Raw genomic sequence first — 22,473 nt, forward strand, 5'->3', positions numbered from 1 at the left:
TTAATCGTTTGTAAATTTAGCTTTTAAACGTTCATCGATTCCTTGGAAAATTACGAATAATACAGGAATGATAAATATACCAGCGGCTACACCGAATAGCATTCCTCCAGCCGCACTAAAACTAATGGAATGATTTCCTTGTGCAGAAGGGCCAACAGTAAACATTAAAGGAATTAGACCCGCTACGAACGCAAAGGAAGTCATTAAAATAGGACGTAATCTCATTTTAGCTCCTTCTGTAGCTGCTTCAACAATGGATAATCCCTTTTTACGCTGTTGAAGCGCAAATTCGATAATCAAAATAGCATTCTTCGCCAATAATCCAATCAACATCACCAAGCCTACTTGTACGTAAATATTGTTTTGAAGTCCCGCTAGATTTACAAATAAAGCAACACCCAAGAGACCCGTAGGAACCGTTAATAGAATAGCAATAGGCAATAAATAACTTTCATATTGAGCAGAAAGTAAGAAGTAAACAAAGATAATACTCAAAGCAAAAATAAAAATAGCTTGATTTCCTGAATCTTTTTCTTCTAGCGACATCCCTGTAAACTCATACGAATAGTTACCGGGCATTTTTCCTGTTACTTCTTCAATAGCTGTCATCGCATCTCCTGTACTATACCCTTGACTCGGATTTACTTTCACCGTAATAGCATTGTATAAGTTGTAACGACTTACCGTTTGTGGACCCAATACTTTCTTTAACTTCACCAACGTATTGGCAGGAAGCATGTCACCGTCTTTATTTTTGACGTAAATCGAACTAAAGGATTGTGGACTTTCTCTATACTCAATATCAGCTTGCATATACACGCGATAGGTGCGTCCAAATCGGTTGAAATCTCCTGCTTTAACTCTTCCGTAATAGTTTTTAATTGTCGTCATTAAATCCTTGACACTTACACCCAGCGATTTGGCTTTGATATAGTCAATTTCCAATAAGTATTGTGGAAAATTTGCCTTAAACGAAGTAAAAGCCGATCCAATTTCTTTTCGTTCATTCAATTCTTTAATCACGCTATCTGCGGCTTGACTGAAGGAAGTAAAATCTCCACCCAATCGATCCTGTAAAACAAATTCAATTCCACCAAAATCTCCAAACCCTTGAATTGTTGGTCTTGGAAAGACATTAAATGTCGCTTCGTGAATGACGCTAAGGTCTTGTTGAATTTCGTCAATAATTTTGTCTATATTCTTTACTTTTCCTCTTTTCTTATACGGTTTTAAATTAATGTAACCTACAGCAAAAGAAGGGCTTGCATTTCCGTCAATGGTATTATAACCCGAAATGGCGGTCATTCCTTCAATATCGGTTCTCTTTTTTAAAATACTATCCGCTTTAGCTAAGACTACTTTTGTTCTCGCAAGGGACGCCCCTGGAGGCATAGCCAGCGAATACGTGATATAACTATCATCTTCTCTAGGTATAAAAGAAGAAGGCGTTTTATATAAAAAAAATATACCCAGTCCAATGATTAAGACTAATCCCGAAATCGCTACTTTTTTATTGTGAATTAATTGACCAATGGCTGTTACGTATTTAGTCGTAAACGAATCAAAGGCGGTATTAAAGGCGTAGAAAAAACGAGCAGATACACGCTTAATCGGATTGGTTTCTTTCTTTTTAGCTAATTCATCCGGTTGTGGTTGTTTTAAAAATAAGGCACATAAAGCTGGACTTAAGGTCAAGGCATTCACGGCCGAAATTAAAATAGCAAAGGCTAGAGTATAGGCAAATTGTTTGTAGAAAATACCCGCAGGACCCTGCATAAAACCAACGGGTAAGAACACGGCAGACATCACCAAGGTAATGGAGATAATGGCACGTGTAATCTCATTCATGGTTTCAATGGTCGCTTCTTTGGCTTTCAATCCTGTCTGATGCATCTTCTCGTGAATCGCTTCCACCACCACAATGGCGTCATCCACCACAATACCAATGGCGAGTACCAAGGCAAACATCGTCAATACGTTAATGGAGAATCCCATTAAGTAAATAAAGAACAACGTACCAATTAAGGAAATTGGAATGGCAATGGCCGGAATAATGGTCGATCTAAAATCCTGTAAGAATAGATAGACAATAATGAATACCAAGAAAAAAGCCTCAAATAAGGTACTTTTTACCTGATTAATTGATTCGTCAATTTGATCTTTTACAGAATAGCTAATCTCATAGTGAATTCCTTTTGGAAAGGTTTGAGCTACGCGTTCCAATACTTTTCGTACAGCAATATCAATTTCTCTCGCATTAGAACCCGCGGTTTGGGTAATATTCATCGTTAAGCCTGGAAAGCCATTCACACTGTTATCACTTCCCACATTGGATGCGCCAAATTCAACACGAGCTACGTCTTTGAGTAATAAAACAGACCCATCCACATTGGTTTTGATTACAATGTTTTCATATTCTTCGGGTTGACTGAATCTCCCTTTGTGTTTTAAAGCAGTTTCAAAAGCCTCTTCGGAAGTTTCTCCAAAGTTTCCTGGAGCAATCTCGAAGTTTTGATCCTTGATTGCCGCTATCACATCTTGGGGAGTTAATCCATATAAAGCTAATTTCTCTGGGTTTAACCAAGTACGCATCGAATAATCACGTGCACCAACACGACCTACTGCTGCTACACCAGGTACACGGAGTAACTCTCTGTTAATGTTAATTTGCGTATAGGCTTGCAGGAATGTTTCATCGTAGATTTCCTCTGGATGGTCACTGTAAAAGTTGATGGTCATGATGTTACCACTCTGACGAGGCGTAACTGAAATTCCGTTTTCATTTACTTCTGAGGGTAGGTCACTAGCCGCCTTACTCACTCTATTTTGTACGTTTACCGCTGCTTGATCAGGATCAGTACCGGCTTTGAAAAATACGTTAATTGTTCCCGAACCACTGTTACTTGCTTTAGAGCTGATGTAGGTCATATTGTCCACCCCGTTGATGGCTTCCTCAATTGGCAGTAAAACACTTTGAGCTACCGTTTCTGCATTTGCCCCTGGATAGGAGGTTGATACACTCACGCTAGGAGGAGCAATTTCTGGGAAACGAGTAATGGGCAATAACGTAAGCCCTACTAGCCCAAGTAAAACGAACATAATCGAAATAACCGTAGCTAGTATCGGACGATTTATAATAGTCTTTAGCATATTTTTTAAATTTAGTAGAGGTGAAAAATAGACAGAAGGGAGGAGGATTAATTCATCGCCTTTACATACATTCCTTCTGTTAATTTATCGAATCCCGTTTTAATCACGCGATCCCCAATTTGAAGTCCTTCCGAAACAATATAATTCGTACCTGAAACCCCGTCTAATTGAATAGATTGTAGTTTAACCTTGTCGTCTTGATCTACCAAATACACAAAGGTTTTATCCTGAATCGCCGTAGTCATTTCTTGTGGAATGAGAATCACATGAGCTTTGGTTTCACGCAGTTTTACCGTTCCTGTGTTCCCAGAACGCATGACGTCTTGGGAGTTCGGGAAAGAAGCACGTAAAGAAATAGATCCTGTATTTCGGTTAACTTGTCCATTAACCATATCCACTTTCCCTTTTTCTCCATACTCGTGTCCATCCGCTAGGATAAGAGTCACTTCAGGTAAAATTTGCCCCGATGAGGTAATACGAGTGCTGTCCGATTTTTTAGCATCTTTAGTGAAGTAAAGAAAATCAGATTCACTCATACCAAAGTACACATAGACCTCACTGACATCGGTTAATACGGTTAAAGGTTCTTTGTCTCCTTTGCTTACTAAGTTTCCAATGCGCTTCGGCATACGACCAATATACCCACTAACGGGCGCTTTGATGGTGGTGTAATCTAAGTTAATTTGTGCACTAGCTACAGCAGCAGAGGCTTTTGCCAAAGAGGCTCTTGCTATTTCGTAGTTTGATTTTGCGGTTTCCAATTGTACTTCTGCAATAACTTCATTGTCAATTAACGGTTTTAAACGGTCAATCTCCAATTGGGCATTTTTTAACTTCGCTTTTTCCACATTTTCTGTGGCAATCATATTGTTTAAAATTTCGCGATAAGGTTGTGGATTAATTTGAAATAATGCTTGTCCCTCGTGGACATAGGCCCCCTCATCAACAAAAATTTGATCTAAAGTTCCTTCTACCTGAGGACGGATTTCTACATTAATTTTTCCTTCAATATTTCCGATATAGTCCTTGATCGTGATAGCCGTTGTCGTATCAATAGTGATGATAGGCAAGGCAATAGCATTTTCTCTCGGATCTAATGTTTTTGAATTGCCAATGTTGCAACTGTTAATGGCTACTAGCGTTCCAATCATAAGTAATGCTGCAAAGCCAATAAAAAACACTTTTCGATTTGTTATCATTTTCATACGTTTCATTTACTTGTTGTAGGTGATGAATTTATTTCTTCGTTGACTATAGTATTCCAACTAGAGTGCCAAAAAGAGTTCTAAGACTCAAATAAATCAATATTTAAATGTTAGTTTTTTGATTGTCAGTGTTTTAATATATGAATTTCGTTTCGAAAATAAAAAAATAAAAAAAGAATAAGCTGGAAAACCGTTGCCAATTGGGGATGTGTTCCACAACTCTACATTTTTTTACTTCCCTTAATTTAGGAATAAAATTTGATTAAGTATAAAATTATCAAAAGAATAGGAACAAAAAACACAAGATATGTTAACAAAAATATATGGAAGTGCTGTATTTGGCATAGATGCTACCACAATTACTATAGAGGTGAATGTGGATCAAGGGGTAGGATATTATTTAGTAGGGTTAGCTGATAATGCAATTAAGGAAAGCTCCTATCGAATTGCAGCAGCGTTAGCTAATATCGGATATCGATTACCAGGAAAGCGAATTACCATCAACCTGGCTCCTGCAAATATGCGAAAAGAAGGGTCAGCTTATGATTTGCCCATCGCGTTGGGAATTCTAATTGCCTCGGAACAGCTTAAAGCACAAGTAGAGGAAAATCAGTATATGATGATGGGCGAATTGTCCTTGGATGGCACATTACAGAGTATCAATGGAGCTTTGCCTATTGCAATTAAAGCAAAAGAAGAAGGGTTTAAGGGAATTATATTGCCTAAAGAAAATCAAAAGGAAGCCGCCGTAGTGGATGGGTTAGCAGTGTACGGACTGGAGAATATTAGCGAAGTCATTGATTTTTTTGAGGGGAAAATCACACTTGAACCCTATCAGTTGAATTTTGACGATGGAGATTGCAATGTAGAGGAGATGCTCGATCGAGATTTTAAAGATGTCAAAGGACAAGAAAGCATTAAACGAGCCATGGAAATTGCAGCAGCAGGTGGGCATAATATCATATTGATTGGTCCTCCAGGTTCGGGTAAGACGATGTTAGCAAAGCGTTTGGCTAGTATTTTACCGCCTATGACCTTAGAAGAATCATTGGAAACAACCAAAATACACAGTGTGGTAGGCAAGGCAAAAGACAAAGGCTTGATTCGCGTACGTCCTTTTCGAAATCCTCACCATACAGCCTCTTCCGTAGCTTTGGTAGGTGGGGGAAGTTATCCGCAACCGGGTGAAATTTCACTGGCACACAATGGGGTTTTGTTCTTAGATGAGTTACCCGAGTTTAAACGGGAAGTACTTGAGGTGATGCGTCAACCGTTAGAGGATCGTGAGGTAACGATTTCACGAGCCAAGTTTACCATTACGTACCCGTCATCTTTTATGTTAGTTGCTAGTATGAATCCTAGTCCAAGTGGATATTTTCACGAGGCAGGAGCTAGGGTACAATCAACTCAAGGCGAAATGCAACGCTACATCAATAAAATATCTGGGCCTCTCTTAGATCGCATTGATTTGCATATTGAAGTCAATCCTGTGCCTTTTGAAAAGTTGGCGGATAAACAACTCGCAGAACCTAGTGCAGCCATTCGAAAACGCGTGATAGAAGCGCGTAAGCGACAAATAGAACGCTTTGTAACGTATCCTGGGATTCACTACAATGCGCAGATGACAACACCTTTATTGCGGGAATACTGCAATCTGGAGACAGCGTCCTTAACCTTGCTCAAGACCGCCATGGATCGGTTGAACCTATCCGCACGTGCCTATGACCGAATTCTCAAGGTCGCTCGAACAATTGCCGATTTGGAACAACGAGAATACATCGAATCCCATCACATCGCAGAAGCCATACAGTATCGCAGTTTAGATCGGGAAGGGTGGTTGTAAATTTGCTTGCATCTACTTCGTTTTAGCCATAAAAAAACTCACAGGAAAGTCTTGTGAGTTTTTTTATGTTTGTAAACAATGAATTACACTTTAGCTTCTTCTAAGTTGTACCCAATAATCTGTTTATACAACGTAAAATAAATAGAGAAGAGGTACGGTAAGGTAATTAAGATTCCTATAATGAAGAAAAATAACCCAGAAAAAACTAAAAAGTAATTCAAGATTATCGTTAATATAATAGGGATCGGTTGTTTGTTGACAACCCGAATACTCGTTTTGATGGCTGTAAAAGGAGACATACGCCCAAAGATGATTAAGGGTGTAGTAAATATAGTTAAGATGTTAATCAACCAATTGATGATCACCGAAACCATTTCTAATTGGTATTCTTTTAGTAGAACAGAAAATACGGTAAAGAACAAGGTAATCATTCCTTGCGCAAGAAACACATACAGTCCTTTTAGACTGAAAAAATATTTAAAGACACTAGTAAAACGAGGCGTTTGACCTAGAGCTGCTTCTGCGTTTATTTTGTAAAATCCCGCAATGAGTACACTAGATAAAGCAGAAAAAAGAACTGCAAAAAGCAAATAGGTATACAACAAAGGTGGTTCGGTTAGTTTGCTGGTTAGTTCAATTAACTTTTCTTGAATTTCTGCAGGAGTTGCGGTTTCATTAATCGCTATGATTCGAGTTAATGCAATAGAACCAAAGAAAGAGGCTACGAATAATGTGAGTATAAGACTTACCACAACAAGTAAAATAGTTTTTTTGTAGTAATAGGCCGCTTCTTTCATCACGAGAAAAGGTTGAATATCATATCCTTCCTGTAAAAGGCGTTGAATTGTTTGTTTTAAATTAGTCATTCTAAGTTTATAGTGGATTGTTATTTGATAAAATCGAAGGTATTTCCCTGTTGGATATCTCCTGTTTGGTAGCCTTTCATGAACCATTCTTTACGCTGTTTAGAGCTTCCATGGGTAAAGGAGTCAGGGTTAACCTGTCCAGAGACTCTTTTCTGGATGGCATCGTCTCCAACGGCTTGTGCAGCACTTAAAGCAATATCAATATCTTTAGGTTCTAAGTATTTTTGGATGTGCCTCGCCCAAACACCCGCATAAAAGTCTGCTTGTAATTCTTGGGCAACGGATAGTTTATTGGCTTCTTTTTTGGATAGTATTTGTTGTTTTTCCCAAACTTTAGCATTTGTGCCTAGTAAGTTTTGGACGTGATGGCCTACTTCATGGGCAATGACATAGGCAATAGCAAAGTTCCCTTTCTCTGCGCCATAACGCTGGTGTAATTCTTCAAAAAATCGCAAGTCCATGTATACCGTTTGATCCGCAGGACAGTAGAATGGGCCAACGTTAGCTTGGGCATTTCCACATTTGGTTTGCACTTGGTCATCAAAGAGTACTAAGGTTGGTTCTTGGTAAATTTGTCCCATTTGATCAAAAATACTATGCCACACATCTTCCGTATCCGCAAACATAACCGAGACCATTTTGCCCATTTCTACTTCTTCAGCGGAAAGGGTTCTCGTTTCGACTTGTTCTGTTGGTTGTCCTCCTTGATTGAGTTGCTCTAAGACAGGGGCAATCTGTTGACCCGTTTCTCCGCCAAATATAACCAATAGCATAGCAATGATTCCAATTAATCCCCCACCTAAAGCAGTTTTGCCAACCATTGACTTTCCTCGATTGTCCTGGACATTTTTACTTTCTCTGCGGTTTTCCCATTTCATATGTTTGCTTTATTTTTTCGTAAATGTATGAAAAAATAAGATGAGATTGGGTGAGATTGGGTGAGGTTGGGTGAGATTAGGTGAGGATTAGGTGAGGATTAGGTGAGGATTAGGTGAGGATTAGGTGAGGATTAGGTGAGGATTAGGTGAGGATTAGGTGAGGATTAGGTGAGGATTAGGTGAGGATTAGGTGAGGATTAGGTGAGGATTAGGTGAGGATTGGGTGAGGATTAGGTGAGGATTGGTGAGGATTGGTGAGGATTGGTGAGGATTGGGTGAGGATTGCTAGATGAGTCAAACAAAGAACAAAGAGCAAAGAGCAAAGAGCAAAAAAGTGAGGATTTATCTCACCTAGTTTATATTTTGTTTTAGTATTTGATGAACCTACGCTACGCTACGTTTTGAGAGGTCACCCTTCACGCATCACGCATTTCCCTTCTCCCATTTCCAAAAAAAAAGCTTCCCGAAAAGGGAAGCTTTTTTTTATGCCATTGTAGTGAAGACGTTTTGAACGTCGTCATCTTCTTCAATTTTTTCTAGTAGTTTGTCTACGTCTGCTTGTTCAGCTTCTGATAGCTCTTTGGTTACTTGTGGAATGCGATCGAATCCAGAGGATAAAATTTCAATATTTCTACCTTCTAATTCTTTTTGGATGGCGCCAAAACTTTCAAAAGGAGCATAAATCATTACACCATCCTCATCTTCAAAGATTTCATCAATACCAAAATCAATAAGTTCCAATTCAAATTCTTCTAAATCTCTATTGGCATCTGCGGGGATTCTAAAGTTACACGTATGATCAAACATGAACTCTACAGATCCTGATGTTCCTAAAGTACCGTTACACTTATTGAAGTAGCTTCTAATATTGGCAACTGTACGATTATTGTTATCTGTAGCACATTCAATTAAAAAAGCAATTCCGTGTGGGCCGTACCCTTCAAACATAACTTCTTTATAGTTTTCCGTGTCCTTATCTGTAGCACGTTTTATAGCACGCTCAACGTTTTCTTTCGGCATATTTGCCGCTTTAGCGTTTTGCATAACTGCACGTAAGCGAGAGTTTGTTTCTGGGTTTGGTCCGCCTTCTTTAATAGCCATCACAATGTCCTTACCAATTCTCGTAAACGTTTTTGCCATAGCAGACCAACGTTTTAGCTTACGTCCTTTTCTAAATTCAAACGCTCTTCCCATAATAATTTATAACTTGATTTAATACTGCAAAAATAAAAGATAAAAAAAATATATCATAAAAAAGAGGGGCTTATTTTAAGCCCCGATTTTTCATTCTATTATTTTTTGTAAAAGGGTGTTTTAACCACTTTTGCTTCAACATCATTTTTTCGAATGCGAATGTAAATTGAGCTTCCTTCCGCTGCATGAGCTAAAGTAACATATCCCATTCCGATTCCCTTTCCTAAAGATGGTGACATCGTTCCTGAAGTTACTTTTCCAATTATAGCTCCTGAAGCATCAACGATTTCGTAGTCGTGTCTAGGGATTCCTTTTCCAATTAATTCAAAACCAACTAATTTGTTTTGTAATCCCGTCTCTTTTTGTGCTTTTAAAAGATCAGCGCTGATGAAATCTTTGGTAAATTTCGTTACCCATCCTAATCCTGCTTCTAGTGGAGAAATCTCATCGTTTAGTTCGTTTCCATATAAACAGTAGCCCATTTCTAAACGAAGTGTATCACGGGCAGCTAATCCAATCGGTTTAATCCCCCAGTTTGCACCTGCCTCAAATACTTTGTTCCATATCATTTCGATATCTTCATTTTTCGCGTAGATTTCGAATCCTCCAGAACCTGTATATCCTGTGGCAGAAATTACAACGTCTTTTGCTCCAGCGAAGGTATCAATAGTAAAATTGTAAAACTTTAGATCGCTTAAGTTTACGTCAGTTAAACTTTGCATCGCTTCAACTGCTTTTGGCCCTTGAATAGCTAAGATTGAGTAGCTGTCTGACAAGTTTTCTAATGTTGCATTCACTTGGTTATGTTGATTAATCCACGCCCAGTCTTTATCAATATTGGAAGCATTTACCACCATAAGGTATTCATTTTCCTTTACTTTATAGGTGATGATATCGTCGATTACTCCTCCTTTTTCATTCGGGAAATAGCAGTATTGTGCTTTTCCATCTACTAAAGTAGAAGCATCATTAGAAGTAACTTTTTGAATTAATGGTAAGGCATTTGGTCCAGATAATTTGAAAATTCCCATGTGAGATACATCAAATACACCTACACCGTTTCTCACGGTCTCATGTTCTGCATTTACCCCTTCGTATTGAACAGGCATTGAGAATCCTGCAAATGGAACCATTTTAGCTCCTAAACCTTCGTGAATGTGATTTAAAGTTACTTGTTTCATCGTGTTGTATATCAATTTTTAATAATAGCGCTAAAGTAAACTAATTTTATTGGATTTAAAAGGAGAATTTATATGCAATAAAACCAGATTGATTTTGAGATATGTATACAATAGACAGGATAAAATTTAATAGTATGTGGACAATCTGCGTATTTTCTTTTAATTAAAGAAAAGTTTTTTGGAGCTTGGTTTTCAGCTATTTAGGTTGTATCTTTGCAGTATATTTAAAAGAAAGAAAAACTATGGAAAAAGGATTAAAAATAGGCGCAATTTTATTGTTGTTAGCAGGAATGCTAAGCTTGCCAAAAGATTTTTATGAATTGACACAATTCATCTTGATTGCTTTATTCGGTATCCTAGCTTACAATTCACACGTGGAAGCAAATATTAAAGGAACTGGACTTTATATTGCTTTAATTATTTTGTTTCAACCTTTCATACCGATTCCACTTGGAGCAACCGTTTGGATGGTAATTCACGGAGCAATTATAGCTTTCCTTGGTGTTACTTTATTTACTTCTAAAAGTAAGCTTCACAAAGCTATTTAATGAAAAGTTAATATACAAGACATATTTATAAAATTTTTAAGTCTATCCAAACCTCTTGGATAGACTTTTTTTATACTCCTATTCCCCGTAAATAAAGGAATTAGAGGCGAAAATACTGTTTTAAAAAAGTCTGTGGAATTTGTTAGGGAAGAAGTTTTATGTGGGTTGTTTTATTAATATTTAAATATTTTGATAATTTTTATATTAAAATGTTTAAATATTATTTTTATTTAGTATATTGCATAGGGTAAATAAATGTATTACTGTATTTTTTATTAGTTGTTAAAATTAGTATTCAATGCTTCATCTTACTTTGTGGGGACTTGGTTTAAAAGATAAGCGAATACGAAAGAAATTGAAAAGGGTTGCTGTAGGGCGATCCTTTTTTTTTGGAAATGGCTTTCGGCTTTTGTTTGATTAACATTCTTTAGCAACCCTCACCAAATCTCACCAACCCTCACCAAATATCACTAAACCCCACCAACCCCCACCAAATCTCACCAAATCTCACCAACCCTCACCAAATATCACTAAACCCCACCAACCCCCACCAAATCTCACCAAACCCTCACCAAACCTCACTAAACCCTCACCAAACCCTCACCAAACCTCACCAAACCCTCACCAAACCCCACCAAATCTCACTAAACCCTCACCAAAAAAACAAAAAATCAAATCACCACTAACCATTCACAATTACATTCCAAATCACCTCATCTGGGGTAGGAGCAACAATTGTCAACACTTCTTTGGTTACTGGATGTGTAAATGTAAGGGAACGGGCGTGTAGGTGGATTCCACCATCGGGATTACTGCGATCAGCTCCATACTTTAAATCTCCTTTGATTGGGCAACCTACCTCAGCTAATTGACAGCGAATTTGGTGGTGACGTCCCGTGTATAAATCAATTTCCAGCGCAGAATAGTGTTTCAGTTGGTGAAACAGTCGATAGGTTAGTTTGGCTTTTTTGCTATTAGGTACCTCTTTGTTGTGGGCTTTGGACGTATTGTTTTTTGGGTTTCTAACCAAGTAATGCTCCAAGGTATCTTCTACTTTAGGAGGAGCGTCTTTCACCACTGCCCAGTACGTTTTCTTGGTATCTCTGTTTTTAAAGGATTCGTTTAAACGGGTCAAGGCTTTGGATGTCTTAGCAAAAACAACCAGACCCGAAGTAGGGCGATCCAAACGGTGTACCACACCTAAATAGGCCTCTCCTGGTTTGTTATACTTTTTCTTTAGATATAACTTGATGATTTCACTTAAGGGCATATCTCCCGTTTGATCTCCTTGTACCAAATCGCCTACGCGTTTATTAATCACGATGATGTGATTGTCTTCGTGTAAGATTTGTAAATTATCAGGAGTAGAAACAACTTTCATACGATAAATTTTAAAACAAAAATATCCTTTTAAAACTAAAAGGATATTTTTGAATGTATTTTTTGTAAAAAATAATTTAGTATTGTTCGTTTTCGTTTGGAAAATCAACGGCTTTCACATCGTCAACATATTGAGCTACGGCTTCTTTCATTTGGTCGAAAATGTTTAAATAACGACGTAGAAATTTAGGGTTGAACTCATGTGTTAATCCAATCATATCATGGATAACTAATACTTGTCCATCTACGCCATTTCCTGCTCCAATACCAATTACGGGAATTGAAATACTCTCCGCTACTTTTTTTGCTAAGGAAGCTGGAATCTTTTCTAATACAACAGCGAAACACCCAATTTCTTCTAACATTTTAGCGTCTTTCAGCAATTGTTCTGCTTCTTCGTCCTCTTTGGCACGTACTGTATACGTTCCGAATTTGTAAATGGATTGAGGCGTTAAGCCCAAATGTCCCATTACTGGAATACCCGCTTCTAAAATGCGTTTAATTCCTTCTTTGATTTCAATTCCACCTTCCATTTTCACCGCATGAGCACCACTTTCTTTCATGATGCGGATCGCAGAGCGCAAGGCTTCTTTTGGATCTGATTGGTACGAACCAAAAGGTAAATCCACAACGATTAAAGCGCGATCCGCACCTCGTACTACCGATTGTGCATGGTAGATCATTTGATCTAGTGTAATAGGTAAAGTCGTTTCGTGTCCTGCCATAACATTACTCGCAGAATCACCCACTAACATGACATCAATTCCACCCGCTTCTAAAACTTTGGCCATCGAGTAATCATAACAAGTAAGCATTGATATTTTTTCACCATTGGCTTTCATATCAATCAGTGATTTCGTGGTCACTTTTTTATAATCTTTCTTTGCTACTGACATTGTTGTTTATTTTGTAATTCCTTGTAAAAGTAGAGTAAAAAGACTTGAAATAAAAAAATTAGCAGTAATAAATCAATTCTATTCGCAATAATTCATTATTTCTGAACTCAAAACCATAGAGAACATCATCAACTGCAATGTAATACGTATGAGTTAAAGGATCAATGGTTGTGATTAATCCTTTCGCTAATTTTAAAAACATCGTTTCGGTTGTGTACTGCTCTAGGAGGTGGTTATCAATGATAAAACCATTCTGGTTGAGCATGTCCATTTTTCTTAGCTTGTAGGTGTGATCCAAATCGTGCGTAATGAATTCGGCTGAATTAAAAAATGAATTTCCCTCGTAATCACCCAGGGCGCAATCTTCCAAATTAGCAGATTCATCAATCGGATACCCCAAATAGGTGTGAATCCAATCCAAATCAAAACCATCTTTAGGTTCAATTTTTCCGTTTAAGGCAAAACCAAACTGTTTCTTTTTAATCAGTTTATTCACTTTAGATGAATCGCCCACTTTTGGCATGGCTTTGAATACCTCTAATTGCATTTTTAAAAGTTCTACTTTTTCGTTTTCATCCTGTTTGGTTGCAAAGTCAATATAGAATTGAATGGCTTTTTGGGTTACTGCATCTTCGCTATTCCAACCCAATTCAAGGATGCGCTCCGCGTATTTGCGTTGTTCACTAACGTCTGTTGTGGCTTTGTAGGCTTGGATTAACTCATTCATTACGGGGCGTTCTCCCAAATATTGTGCGGAAATATACCCGTAACCTTCTAGGTAGGGAATGGGCACATAGGCATTTTTGTCGTAGGGATAAAATTCAATAGGCACTGCTGTACCGATTAAAACGGTTCCCAATACACTAGCCGTACTGCTTGGATATTCACGCACTTTTAATCCCGCTACGGTAGTAAAGAGGTGAGGAGATCCATAATATTCATCCAATTCGATGATAGGCGCAGGCGCTTCGGGCGAATCTTCTGTATAGTATTCTTTTAGGTTTTGGGTATCTACAATATACAGCGGGCTCTCGTAGTCACGGTCGATTTGCACCAAGCGTTTGTTGAGTTTCTCATAGTAGGAAAGATGGGCGTTGGAAATGAAAATTCCCGCTTTTTGTGTCGCCGCTTTGTCCTTGTAGGCTTCTGTGGGTTTAGACGTATATAAGGTAGGGGATTGTGCTAGAACCGGAAAGGAACAGCATAGTAATAAGGCTTGAACGAGTGTTTTCATACGGTGTTCTGTTATTCAATAGTGTTAATTGAGGATGCAAAATTGATGAAAAAAACAAAGCCGTAAAGAGAAAAGTGAAAAGGGGGGCAAATTTCACTAGTTCTGGGGAGGTTTGATGTTGATTTTTTTTTGTGAAGCTCCAATAGTTTGTCGATGAAATGGAACGTCTTATTTATTCGTTTCTTTTTTACAATTTACTTTTATAGTATGATGTTTAAATAATGCGATTTTTTTATTTATTAACTTCTGTTTTTGCCATATATTATTTTTTTTACTTTTACTTTTTTATTTTATATGTTAAATATGGATATTTTAACAAAATATTATTTTAAAAGAATACTTTTGTAATCAATAAAATATTGACTACCTAAGAGAAAGGTATAGCATACTAAAAAGAGATGATAAGAATAAAATATAGTTTGTCTATGAGAATACAAGTACTACTATTTGTGATGATAACCACGTTAGGGTTTAGTCAAAAAGTTGTCTGGGAACAGACGTTGGGCAGTACGCATGCAGAGTATTTATTTGATGTGTTGCCTACAGCCGATTATGGTTTTTTGTTGGCTGGGAGTTCCCTTTCTGATAAAGGTGGTGATCTTCAGGCGGCCCGTCGAGGGAATATTGATGCCTGGTTGTGGAAGATGAAGGAGGACGGTACCCAAGAATGGCAATACCGCTTGGGTGGCGATGGTAATGATTACCTGCACAGTATTTGCCATACGCGTGATGGTGGATTCTTGTTGGGGATCACGTCCACTTCTGGAAAATCAGGAGATAAAACACAAGAGAACAAAGGCAAGGAAGATTTGTGGTTGGTGAAGCTCAATGCAGCCAAGACCATCGAATGGCAACGAAATTATGGTGGAATAGGAACAGAAGAAATCGTTAAACTGATTGTTTTAAAAGGAGGAGATTATGCCGTACTCGCCAATAGTAATTCCATTGTGTCAGGAGATAAGGCAGTGCCATATTATGGCGGAATGGATCTCTGGATTTTGCGTTTAAATAACCAAGGAACCCTACTTTGGCAAAAGAGCTATGGTGGGGCATATAACGATTTGGGTGTGGATATTATTGAAACAACAGATCGAGGTTTGCTTATCGGTGCCAAATCCAATTCGCCTCGCAGTGGTACTAAAACAGCTGAATCCTATGGAGGAATGGATTATTGGTTAATCAAATTAGATACCTCAGGTAAGGAACAATGGCAACGCAGCTATGGCGGTCAAGAACAGGAGGAATTAAAAGAAATCCAACAAGTAAAAGACGGCGGTTATACGTTGTTTGGTATGTCGAATTCAGATGTTTCAGGCAGTAAAACAGCTAAACAAGAAAGCAAGTTGGATTATTGGGTAGTGCAAGTAGATGATCAAGGAAGAGAAACCGATGCGTTTACTTATAGTCACGGCGATTACAATATCTTAACCAATGGGTTTGTCGATGCTAAAGGACACTTCTTTTTTGGGGGAAGTAGCTTGGATGAGGAAGAAAAGGATGCTGCTTTTGACTATCTAGGCACTCGAATAAAGGATGATCAAGAAGTATCTTGGGAAAAATCGATTAGCAGTAAAGGCAATGATGTGTTGACTAAAGTCATTCAAACCCGTGATGGAGGCTATGTTTTTGCTGGGACATCTAATGGAGAAAAGAGTAAGGTGAAGGCTACACAAAAAGGCGGGAATGACTTTTGGATTGTCAAAGTAGAACCAGAGGAGAAAGAAAAAGAAGAGTCTACGCGTATTACATTGGAGGCCTTTCCCAATCCAACGACTGGTTTTTCGAATATCGTGATGAATTTTGCCTATACCACTGGAAAAATGGAAGTTTATGATTTAAGTGGACGCCTATTGCAAAGCAGAGCAATTGAGTATCAAACGGAACCTGTCGACTTAACAGCGCTTTCTCGAGGGACCTATATTATTTGGGTGAAAACGGATACCGAAAGTGGAAGTATTAACGTGGTAAGAAGATAAAGATGAAAAAGATATATTTTTTAGTAGCATTTATTTTAGGGGGGATATATTTCTCTTATGGGCAAGAAGAAATTAAAAATGAGTTGAATTTGATCTTGCCTTCTTCCACCTCTTACTCGTTGGGAAGCTATGGACAACACAGTATCGGTATGTTTACTGGTACGGTTCAAGAACAGATTGAGTTGTATAACTACAAGGTGAAGGATTTAGCGGTGCCTATAACGTTGAGCTACTCCTCCAATGGAATAAAAGTAGATCAGGCAGAGAATAATGTGGGTATTGGTTGGGTACTCAATGCAGGTGGAGTCATAACCCGAGTGGTAAATGGCAAAGCCGATGAAAGGAGATCCAATAAGTTGCCACCCGATGCACACTGTAACGATCAGGAAATGGTGAACTATGTTTACCATAATTCACGGACTGGTTTATTAGATACAGAGCCTGATTTGTTTCTATTTAACTTTTTAGGACGAAGTGGACAATTTACCCTAGATGACAATAAACAGGTGTTGTTGTTGAAACAAGAAGATTTAGAAATTAAGATGCTCAAAGGAGCCAATCAAAACTACTATTTTACAGTCCGTGATGAGGGGGGAATAACCTATGTTTTTGATCAACGAGAAGTGACGACTACAGAATATGATCATTCATACGATAGTGCTGTTACGGCTTGGTATTTAAAGTCAATCACTTCACCTAAAGGAGCAGTTGTTTATTTTGAATATACAGATGATCATTTTTCTTATCTCCAACAAGCAAGCCATTCAATTAAAAAGATTAAAATTGAAAATACTTGCAGTAGTAATAGTGGAGCACCAAAGGAAAAATGGGAGTATGCAATGAATACAGTATATACTAATATGAAAACTGCTGTTTTGTCTCGTATTTATAGTAATAATTCCCATTATGGAGAAGTTTTGTTTAAACAAGAGTATAGTCGACCTCATATTGATCACGTAAAAGGAGAACCTAAATTAATTTCAGCTGTTGTAGTTCAAAATCAAGCCATGCAAACAGTGGAACATATCAAGTTAGACTATGTTTCCACAAGAAATAGAAGAACATTTTTAAATAAAGTGCAATTCCTAGCTCCTGATCACCAGTATGAATTCGAATATTACAATCCAGAAGGACTTAATGAAAGATTTGGCTCTAAAGATGCTTGGGGATATAACAGTAGGGATCGTGGTGATTTTCCAGATCCTATTAGCAATTGGATGTTAATTCATGAACGTAATTTAGGGTATGAAAAGCATCCTCAGGTTAGTGTAGGAAACAAGTATACAGATACATATGCTATTGTTGCAGGATTATTAAAAAAAATAATTTTCCCAACGAAGGGATATACGATGTTTTCTTATCGACCTAATACTATAGTGACTAGTGAACGTATACCTGCGAAGTATGGAATAGCTTCAATGAGTTTAATGTATGGTAGTCGACCTGAACCAGTATATTTTAAAACTTTGGATGAGTATAGTTTAGAAGCAGAGTTGAGTTTGGGTTTTTATGATCCGAATTATAATCCAGGAGGTACAGAATATCCTATTGATCAGGAGGGGTATTATTTTAATCTAATGAAAGAAAGCCCTAAAGGGTCAGGTAGATATGTACGGGCGTATTCTCGTTTGACAACAGAAAAAGTACATCAATTAGTGGTGACTAGACTTCAAGTAGATCCATTTACCAAGTATAAGTTAGAGGGGGTTTATACTGGTTTTAAGAGAGACAGAGTAGGAGTAATAGGGATAAAATATAAAACATCTAATGATACCATTGTTGAAAAAGAGCTAGCACTGAATGGTGTCAGTGTAAGTAGTATACAGTCATATGCCGCTGATAATGAATTAGCACTTATAAAGAGATATAGTTATACGGATTTAGATACAGGAAGGTCCTCGGGAAGTAATTATTTTAATACATATGTATATGTTGTAGAAGGTGAGGAACAAACGATGTGTAATGCTGGAGGTATGTTTTCTTTTCCCATTTATAATCCATCAACCACTGTTTTTTCAAATAGCCTTTTATCGTTGAATGATCCTATTGGAGATGGAAGAGTAGCTTACGGTAGTGTTGTAGAACAAATACAATATGGTGATTCTTCTAGTTCAATGACGCAGTATAAATACCACTTGGACCATGGTACGATGGGATTTCGCTGTATAACAAATGGTTTTTCTGGGCCTCCAAAATGGACTCGGTCTGATTGGCATCATGGTCTTTTATCTGAGAAACATGTTTTTAATGAGAAGAAAGAAAAGGTACTCAGTGAAGTTTATACGTATGAAGAAGATCAATCTAAGCGATTGCATGTTAGAGGATTGTCTTCCCGTATTAAATATATGTCTACAACAGGCTATGAAAATGATGGAACAAATATCAATCCTTTAAATATTAAGCATATTGGATATACAAAATACGAAATAAATTCATTTAGAAACTATTTAAAATCAGTGACTTCAACTAAGTATGAAGGAACAAAATCCATAGAAGAGAAGCAAACCTTTGCTTATACTAGCCCATATCATAATCAGAAAACACAGACAACAATAGAAACGCCTACTGCTACTATAGTAGAACGTTATTTTTATCCAGACGATGTAGTTTCTCAAGTGAGTTTGCCGGGAGACTCACTTTCTGCTGATGTTTATCAAGGGATTAGTAAACTTAAAAAACAAAAGGTCCACAGTCCTGGCCAATTAATTCAAACAGGTATATACAAAGACAATACTTGGCAAGGTAGTACGCGTAATATCTATAAGTTGTGGAACAATAAACCTTTATTTACTATGCAGGTAGTGAGTAAAGCAGAACAAAGTTTCTTCCCTAGTAATTTAGTTGTTACTTACTATGACGCTCACTTTAATGTACAAGAAATAGAAGATAAAAGTGGAAGTAAAACTGTTTATCTCTATGGGTATGGACAAACGTTGCTTATTGCTCGCATTGAAAATGCAACCAAAGAACAAGTAGCCAGTGCACTAGGGGTTAGCATCGCCAATTTAGTTACGATTAATGAAACAAAATTAACCCAACTCAATAATTTGAGAACGAATACTACTTTAAAAGAGGCTTTGATTACCACCTATGAGCATAAACCTTTAGTAGGAATTACGAAAGTAACAGATTCCAAAGGAACCAGTATGTCTTATGAATATGATTCTTTTAACCGTTTAAAAGCGATAAAAGACAATAAGGGAAATATCATTGAAGAATACGAATACAATTATAAAAATAACCAATAGAATTGCAATGAAAAAAATTACACCTTATATCTTGTTTGTGTTTGGCTTGACTTGTAGTTCAATGGAAGCACAAACGCGGACAGAAAATTACATCAAGACCACTCAGCCCCAGTACGCAAGCAACAGTTCCCACACGTCACTTATAAATAGTACAAAATTAGAAACTATAGTGTATTATGATGGATTAGGTCGTCCCAAACAAGAAATTGCTGTAGGTATTGGTCTAGGCAATCGCAATGTAGTTAAACACATCGAATATGAGTTGAATGTCGGACAAACCAAAGACTATCTGCCTTTTGTTCCAGGGTATAACCCCGATGTAGGAGAGGGGCAACTGACTGTTGGTGGATTAGATCGTCTGGCTTATATCCCCAACGCAAAAGACCAAACCTTAACTTTTTATAATACAGCCAAATACGAACGTACAGCCAATCCGTATAGCGAAACGGAACTTGAAAAATCATCGTTAAAACGGGTGTTGCAACAAGCCTCACCTGGAGAGGATTGGAAAATGGCAGCCAATCCAAGTCATACGGTCAAACATACTTATGGTTTTAATAAAGCAAATCAAGTAAAGAAGTTCAAAGCGATAGCCACGTGGAATGCAAGCTTGAAAGCCTATGCTATTCGTCTTGTGGACGAAGGGTATTTCGCAGCAAATACGTTGTATGTGACATCAACCAAAGATGAGGATGGAAACTTTTCAGAACGTTTTACTGATCAAGAGGACAAAGTCTTGGCTACAGTTCAATTGTTAGATTATGAATTAGCTGTTGTGGATCCTAACGGATCAGGTATTTCTTTATCAGGTGGTATTTCGAATGAATTAGCAGGAAAAAGTGTGAGTGAAATCATCGATAATGCCGAAGACATTGGGAGTAACTTGACGGATCAGGTATCTGAGGGAGTGAACTCCCTTACCCCACCTGTTAAACCAATTGATCCAGGTGTTTTGAATCCCTATTTTGGACAGTCACTCTATACGTATTATGTGTATGATCAATACAATAATCTTACTTATGTACTACCTCCTTTAGCGAAAGGACAAACAGATGCGACAACCTTAGATCAACTGTGTTACCAGTATCAATACGACCATAAAAATCGCTTAGTGGCTAAAAAACTACCAGGGAAAGAATGGGAGTTTATGGTATATGACAAAGCAGATCGCTTATTGGCACAAGGACCAGTGTATAGCCCTTTTGGAGATGAAACCAAAGGTTGGATGTTTAGCAAATACGACGCTTTTGGCCGTGTGGTTTATACTGGATTCTATGTAGGAACCCCGAGTACAGCAGCAGGAAGAACTACGTTTCAAAATTTAGTTGATTTATCTACAGATGTCTACGAAAAAAGAACAGTGCCTAGAACTATTGATAGGGTAATGGTGCCTTATACGAATAATACAATGCCAAAGACTGAACTGAGAATTTTGAAACTTAATTATTATGATGATTATGAGTTTATGAACAATACTGAAATTCCAGAACAGGTAGAAGGACAACCAGTTATTTTACAAGTAAAGGGACTAGCAACAGGAACCTGGACCAAAATTCTTCATCCTAGCTCTATTGCATTATCAGATCATATCGTTGAATATAAACTTTATGATGATAAAGAGCGGATACTTAGAAATCACCGTGATTATGTTACTATTTCCAGAGGTTCGACTCGAGTTGATTCGAAGTATAATTTTAGAGGATTTCCAATAAAAACTGTTACGAAGCATCAATTTAATGGTGGGAGTCAACCAATAGAGATTATGGAAACATTTACGTATGATAAAGCTGAACGTTTAATGTATCAAACTCATAAAGTAGGAAATGCTGATCCTGTGGTTCTTTTTGAAAATAAATACGATGAATTAGGTCGTATCAAACAGAAACGAATAGGAGGAAGAGAAAGACCCCAACCGATTATTCAACCAAGAGAAGCCGTACAAAATGCTATTCCTGTTTTTTTAGACAACCCAATACGGCAGTCTTTTTTACAAGAAATTAATTATACCTACAATATTCGAGGTTGGTTGACCCAGGTAAATAGCACGAGTAATTTAGATGCGGGCGATTTTGGCAAGCAATCGCTTTTTGCCATGAAGTTGAATTACAATACTTTGGATAGTGAAGGCATAAGTGAGGTGAAGAAGTTGTACAACGGAAACATTGCTGAGCAAACGTGGAAAACAACTCAGGACAATGTATTGCGCCGCTATAGTTATGCCTATGATCGGATTAACCGTTTAAAAGCTGGAACCTATCAAGAACCTGCGGGTATTATGCCCATCATTGGACTGTATGATGAAAAAATGAGCTACGATGCCAACGGGAATATTAGGAGCTTAAGCCGCAAAGGACGTAGTGTGAATACCGCTATTGCTTTGGATTTAGATCAGTTAGCCTACAGTTACGAAGGCAATCAGCTTCAAAAGGTGGTGGATAGCTCCAACAATACCGATGGCTTCAAACAGGGAAGTACTGCCGCTAAACATTACGATTACGATAGTTTTGGTAATCTGAAAGTAGACCGAAACAAAGGAATTACGGGAATCAAGTACAACCACTTGAATTTACCTGTGGAAATTCTATCTGATCGAGGGAAAATCACTTATCTTTATACAGCGACAGGTGAGAAAATAAATAAAGTAGTAACCCAAGGAGGTGGTGGTTTTACTGTGAATTATTTTGATGGTTTCCAGTATTTTATGGGGAAATTACTATTCTTTCCTACCGCAGAGGGGTATTTCAATGCAGAAACACAAAACTATGTATACCAATACCGTGACCACCTCGGTAATGTCCGTTTAAGCTATTCGGATGCAAATAGAAACGACAAGATCGACGTTGGCGAGATCATTGAAGAAACGAATTATTATCC

14 protein-coding genes are annotated in these 22,473 nt (G+C 37.7%); 5 read left to right on the forward strand and 9 right to left on the reverse strand.

Annotated elements, in window-relative coordinates:
- Window positions 1-3,150, reverse strand: coding sequence for an efflux RND transporter permease subunit (locus tag ACLJX0_RS12485; protein ID WP_410880862.1), 3,150 nt, complete (start codon window positions 3,148-3,150; stop codon window positions 1-3).
- A 47-nt stretch (window positions 3,151-3,197) separates the two neighbouring features.
- Window positions 3,198-4,349, reverse strand: a complete 1,152-nt coding sequence (locus ACLJX0_RS12490) for an efflux RND transporter periplasmic adaptor subunit (protein WP_410880863.1) — start codon at window positions 4,347-4,349, stop codon at window positions 3,198-3,200.
- A gap of 313 nt (window positions 4,350-4,662) precedes the next feature.
- On the opposite strand from ACLJX0_RS12490, the gene ACLJX0_RS12495 reads away from it, so the two are divergent.
- Window positions 4,663-6,198 carry a YifB family Mg chelatase-like AAA ATPase gene (locus ACLJX0_RS12495; protein ID WP_410880864.1) on the forward strand — a complete coding sequence of 512 codons (1,536 nt, stop codon included), beginning with the start codon at window positions 4,663-4,665 and terminating at the stop codon, window positions 6,196-6,198.
- A gap of 83 nt (window positions 6,199-6,281) precedes the next feature.
- On the opposite strand, the gene ACLJX0_RS12500 is transcribed toward ACLJX0_RS12495, so the two are convergent.
- The 4 genes from ACLJX0_RS12500 to gcvT form a co-directional block, all read right to left on the reverse strand.
- Window positions 6,282-7,064, reverse strand: a complete 783-nt coding sequence (locus ACLJX0_RS12500) for a hypothetical protein (protein ID WP_410880866.1) — start codon at window positions 7,062-7,064, stop codon at window positions 6,282-6,284.
- Between the two features lie 20 nt (window positions 7,065-7,084).
- Window positions 7,085-7,942: a neutral zinc metallopeptidase gene (locus ACLJX0_RS12505; RefSeq protein WP_410880867.1), complete on the reverse strand. Its 858-nt coding sequence runs from the start codon at window positions 7,940-7,942 to the stop codon at window positions 7,085-7,087.
- A gap of 483 nt (window positions 7,943-8,425) precedes the next feature.
- Complete coding sequence (locus tag ACLJX0_RS12510; protein ID WP_410880869.1) at window positions 8,426-9,136, reverse strand: YebC/PmpR family DNA-binding transcriptional regulator; 711 nt, start codon at window positions 9,134-9,136, stop codon at window positions 8,426-8,428.
- A gap of 98 nt (window positions 9,137-9,234) precedes the next feature.
- Window positions 9,235-10,317, reverse strand: a complete 1,083-nt coding sequence (gcvT, locus tag ACLJX0_RS12515; protein ID WP_410880871.1) for a glycine cleavage system aminomethyltransferase GcvT — start codon at window positions 10,315-10,317, stop codon at window positions 9,235-9,237.
- 242 nt (window positions 10,318-10,559) lie between these two features.
- Here gcvT and ACLJX0_RS12520 point away from each other — a divergent pair, with 242 nt between their 5' ends.
- A complete protein-coding gene (locus ACLJX0_RS12520; protein ID WP_410880872.1) occupies window positions 10,560-10,865 on the forward strand; it encodes a DUF6804 family protein in 306 nt (101 codons plus the stop codon).
- A gap of 682 nt (window positions 10,866-11,547) precedes the next feature.
- Here the strand turns inward: ACLJX0_RS12520 and ACLJX0_RS12525 are convergent.
- The 3 genes from ACLJX0_RS12525 to ACLJX0_RS12535 all read right to left on the reverse strand — a co-directional run bounded on the left by ACLJX0_RS12525 (window position 11,548) and on the right by ACLJX0_RS12535 (window position 14,375).
- On the reverse strand, window positions 11,548-12,246 hold the full coding sequence (locus ACLJX0_RS12525; RefSeq protein ID WP_410880873.1) for an RluA family pseudouridine synthase: 699 nt from the start codon (window positions 12,244-12,246) through the stop codon (window positions 11,548-11,550).
- A gap of 76 nt (window positions 12,247-12,322) precedes the next feature.
- Entirely contained in the window at window positions 12,323-13,141 is an 819-nt protein-coding gene (gene panB / locus ACLJX0_RS12530) for a 3-methyl-2-oxobutanoate hydroxymethyltransferase (protein ID WP_410880875.1), read from the reverse strand.
- Between the two features lie 58 nt (window positions 13,142-13,199).
- Window positions 13,200-14,375, reverse strand: coding sequence for an SH3 domain-containing protein (locus tag ACLJX0_RS12535; protein WP_410880877.1), 1,176 nt, complete (start codon window positions 14,373-14,375; stop codon window positions 13,200-13,202).
- A gap of 425 nt (window positions 14,376-14,800) precedes the next feature.
- Between ACLJX0_RS12535 and ACLJX0_RS12540 the strand changes: the two genes are divergently transcribed.
- The 3 genes from ACLJX0_RS12540 to ACLJX0_RS12550 all read left to right on the forward strand — a co-directional run.
- Entirely contained in the window at window positions 14,801-16,351 is a 1,551-nt protein-coding gene (locus ACLJX0_RS12540; protein WP_410880878.1) for a T9SS type A sorting domain-containing protein, read from the forward strand.
- Window positions 16,352-16,353: 2 nt separating this feature from the next.
- The gene (locus tag ACLJX0_RS12545) at window positions 16,354-19,599 is read left to right on the forward strand and encodes a hypothetical protein (RefSeq protein ID WP_410880880.1); all 3,246 of its coding nucleotides are present in this window, start codon (window positions 16,354-16,356) and stop codon (window positions 19,597-19,599) included.
- A gap of 7 nt (window positions 19,600-19,606) precedes the next feature.
- Window positions 19,607-22,473, forward strand: a 2,867-nt coding sequence (locus ACLJX0_RS12550; protein WP_410880882.1) for a DUF6443 domain-containing protein, incomplete at its 3' end; no start/stop codon positions are given.

The organism is Myroides sp. DW712, from assembly GCF_046557355.1.
In the GTDB taxonomy this organism is placed as follows: domain Bacteria; phylum Bacteroidota; class Bacteroidia; order Flavobacteriales; family Flavobacteriaceae; genus Flavobacterium.

Excerpts from the sequence above, each read along its gene's own strand:
- panB (WP_410880875.1), bottom strand. The coding sequence starts at position 13,141 with ATGTCAGTAGCAAAGAAAGATTATAAAAAAGTGACCACGAAATCACTG.
- ACLJX0_RS12495 (WP_410880864.1), top strand. The coding sequence starts at position 4,663 with ATGTTAACAAAAATATATGGAAGTGCTGTATTTGGCATAGATGCTACC.
- ACLJX0_RS12535 (WP_410880877.1), bottom strand. The coding sequence starts at position 14,375 with ATGAAAACACTCGTTCAAGCCTTATTACTATGCTGTTCCTTTCCGGTT.
- ACLJX0_RS12485 (WP_410880862.1), bottom strand. The coding sequence starts at position 3,150 with ATGCTAAAGACTATTATAAATCGTCCGATACTAGCTACGGTTATTTCG.
- ACLJX0_RS12520 (WP_410880872.1), top strand. The coding sequence starts at position 10,560 with ATGGAAAAAGGATTAAAAATAGGCGCAATTTTATTGTTGTTAGCAGGA.
- ACLJX0_RS12500 (WP_410880866.1), bottom strand. The coding sequence starts at position 7,064 with ATGACTAATTTAAAACAAACAATTCAACGCCTTTTACAGGAAGGATAT.
- ACLJX0_RS12525 (WP_410880873.1), bottom strand. The coding sequence starts at position 12,246 with ATGAAAGTTGTTTCTACTCCTGATAATTTACAAATCTTACACGAAGAC.
- ACLJX0_RS12490 (WP_410880863.1), bottom strand. The coding sequence starts at position 4,349 with ATGATAACAAATCGAAAAGTGTTTTTTATTGGCTTTGCAGCATTACTT.
- gcvT (WP_410880871.1), bottom strand. The coding sequence starts at position 10,317 with ATGAAACAAGTAACTTTAAATCACATTCACGAAGGTTTAGGAGCTAAA.
- ACLJX0_RS12505 (WP_410880867.1), bottom strand. The coding sequence starts at position 7,942 with ATGAAATGGGAAAACCGCAGAGAAAGTAAAAATGTCCAGGACAATCGA.
- ACLJX0_RS12540 (WP_410880878.1), top strand. The coding sequence starts at position 14,801 with ATGAGAATACAAGTACTACTATTTGTGATGATAACCACGTTAGGGTTT.
- ACLJX0_RS12545 (WP_410880880.1), top strand. The coding sequence starts at position 16,354 with ATGAAAAAGATATATTTTTTAGTAGCATTTATTTTAGGGGGGATATAT.
- ACLJX0_RS12510 (WP_410880869.1), bottom strand. The coding sequence starts at position 9,136 with ATGGGAAGAGCGTTTGAATTTAGAAAAGGACGTAAGCTAAAACGTTGG.